General features: G+C 59.2%; 3 protein-coding genes. 1 reads left to right on the forward strand and 2 read right to left on the reverse strand.

Annotation, left to right across the window (positions count from 1 at the left end; all coding sequences use genetic code 11):
* Nucleotides 1–416: LysR family transcriptional regulator (locus tag LCF60_RS24205; RefSeq protein WP_292295082.1), on the reverse strand; the 416-nt coding region annotated here is incomplete at its 3' end.
* A gap of 34 nt (nt 417–450) precedes the next feature.
* Here LCF60_RS24205 and LCF60_RS24210 point away from each other — a divergent pair.
* A complete protein-coding gene (locus LCF60_RS24210; protein ID WP_292295083.1) occupies nt 451–1,383 on the forward strand; it encodes a glyoxylate/hydroxypyruvate reductase A in 933 nt (310 codons plus the stop codon).
* A gap of 68 nt (nt 1,384–1,451) precedes the next feature.
* Here LCF60_RS24210 and LCF60_RS24215 read toward each other — a convergent pair.
* The coding region (locus LCF60_RS24215; protein ID WP_292295084.1) for a gamma-glutamyltransferase at nt 1,452–2,726 on the reverse strand (1,275 nt) is incomplete at its 5' end.

The following is a 2,726-nucleotide window of genomic DNA, read 5'->3' on the forward strand; positions in this document are numbered from 1 at the left end:
TCGAGCGTGCCGGCGTCGATGAAACGCCGCAACTGAAGGTCGGACCCCGCATATATGTCGAGCATGATCTCGGGATGTTCGGCGTCCACCCGAGCCCGCAGGATCGGCCCCCAGGTGATTGCCGCCATGCCAGCGAGTCCTATCGTGAGACGCTGTTTCTGCTTGTCCAGCAACCGGGAATTCATCGTCTCGCGCAGGTTCAAGAACTGCAAGGCGAATTCAGCGACCTCTATCCCCTGATCGGTCAGTCGAAACCCGGGTGCATCGCGATCAATCAAGGACTTGCCCAGATCATTTTCCAAAGACTGGATGCGTGCCGAAACGGCAGGTTGCGTCAGGCCCAGCCGCTCCGCAGTCTGCCGGTAATTCTGGATCTGGCTCAGCCAATAGAACGCTTCTAGCTGTTTGAAATTCATCGACTGCCCCTGCCTAAATCTGAAAGGATTCCGAATGAGAGTTGCCGTTTATCTGCCTGCCGAAGACAAAACCCAATGGTGGGTCGACATGCTGCAAGGGTTGCTGCCCGGCTGGGACGTCGCATCGCTTGATACTGCCGCCGACCCTGAAACGGTGGACTTTGCCGTAGTCTGGCGTCCCCGGACCGGCGATCTCGCGCGGTTCCGGAATCTGCGCGCCATCGTGTCCATCGGCGCGGGGATCGATCATGTCTTGGCAGATTCCGAATTGCCGTCGGACATTCCCATCATCCGGACAGTGGGTGCCGACCTGACACAGCGGATGCGCGAATATGTCGCTCTGCATGTCCTGCGTCACCATCGCGATATGCCGCGTCAGCTTTTGGCCCAGGCGCAGAACGACTGGCATGCCATTGTTGTGCCCGTCGCACCGAACCGGACTGTCGGCGTCATGGGGTTGGGCAATCTTGGGGCTGCTGCGGCGAGCACCGTGGCGCAATTGGGGTTTGCGACCCGTGGCTGGTCGAAATCCGCGAAAACAATTGACGGTGTGACGTGTTTCGCAGGAGAGGGGGCCTTTGACACTTTCCTGGACGGGTGTGACATCCTCGTCAATCTGTTGCCGTTGACGGAGCAGACGCGCGGTATCCTCAATGCGACCCTGTTCCAGAAATTGCCGAAAGGCGCTTGTGTGATCAATTGCGCGCGCGGGCCTCATTTGGTGGAAGACGATCTTGTCGCGGCGTTGGACAATGGGCAGATCAAACAGGCAACGCTGGACGTTTTTCATATTGAGCCGTTGCCGACCGATCACCCATTCTGGTCGCATCCTGCAATCACCGTCACCCCGCATGTGGCATCGCAGATCGACGCCGAAACTGGCGGGCGGCTCATTGCAAACAACCTGATGACATTCGCGAAGACCGAAAGCTGTGAAGACGTAGCGGATGCCGAACGGGGATACTGAAGGTTTGCGCCGCCAACCCGCGAACGCGGTCCCGGTTGCGACCTTGATTGACCCCGCATCAGTCACCATCAGATGTGAAACGACACACCGGCGTCGGCAAGGCCACCACCCAGGGCCGACACGGTGCCATCGGCGCGCCAACAGGCGGCGCCGGTCATTTCGCCGTCATCCGTAAAGGCAATCGCATTCATCCCTCCACCGATATGACACACGATCTCGACGCTATGCCCTTTCGCACGCAGCGCATCGGCATGGTGTTCATAGCAGGGCTCCAATTCGACATGGGCGCCTTCTGTCCAAAGTCGTGGCGCCTCTACCGCCTGCTGAAGGCTCATACCGTGGTCGATAATGTTCACGATGGCTTGCAGGGCGGACGGAAAGATACGTAAAGCGCCGGGCAGCCCAACCGCGAACTGCGGGTTACCCTGCCGCAGAACAATCATCGGGGCCATTGAGGTCGGCACGCGCTTGCCCGGAACGATGGACATCGCTTTGCCGGGGTGGGGATCGAAATTGTACATGTAGTTGTTTGGAATGATCCCGGTCCCTGGCACCATGATGCGCGCGCCGAAAAGACCATTGATCGTATGCGTTGCGGACACGATATTGCCGACCTTGTCGGCCACTGTGACATGGGTCGTGTTGTTGCTTTCCACCACCGGAGGGACGTGTTGCAACTGGGCTGTGTCGCGTATCCTATCGCGGCATGCACGGCCATAGTTCTTTGAAATCAAATGCTCGACCGGGATATCGACAAAATCTGGATCGCCAGAGGCGGCGCGCCGATCCTCGAACCCGATACGAATGACTTCGGCCAATAGATGCAGCGTTTCGGGATTGTCGAACCCCATGGCCCGAAGGTCATATCCTTCGAGTATGTTCAGCATCTGCGCCACATGTACACCGGCCGAGGCCGGCGGCGGCGGACCCGCGATTTCAAAACCACGATAATCGCAGAGGATCGCATCGCGCTCGCGCACCGTGTAGTTTCGTAAATCGTCGATCGAGACATGGCCTTCGTCCCCCAGCCGGTCGATCAGGGCCTGTCCCAACGCGCCACCATGAAGGGCAGCGGGTCCATCGCGCGCGATCATCCGCAGGCTTTCAGCAAAATCGCCTTGCACAAGCGTATGGCCGGGTGCGGCGGGCGATCCGGCCGGCAGGAAGAGTTTGGCAATAACCGGGTCCAGTGCCAGATCCTCGGCATGCCGTTTGATCGTCCCGTTCAGGTAATTTGTCACCTTGAAGCCACCTGCGGCCAGCCGGATTGCTGGCGAAATGACATCGGCCAGCGGCAGGCTGCCGTGTTTGCTGTGCATGTCGCACCAACCGGCAAGATTGCC

Origin of the sequence: Marivita sp. (genome assembly GCF_020055635.1) — a bacterium.
In the GTDB taxonomy this organism is placed as follows: domain Bacteria; phylum Pseudomonadota; class Alphaproteobacteria; order Rhodobacterales; family Rhodobacteraceae; genus Marivita.

Coding starts and splice junctions, on each gene's coding strand:
- LCF60_RS24210 (WP_292295083.1), top strand. CDS start 451: ATGAGAGTTGCCGTTTATCTGCCTGCCGAAGACAAAACCCAATGGTGG.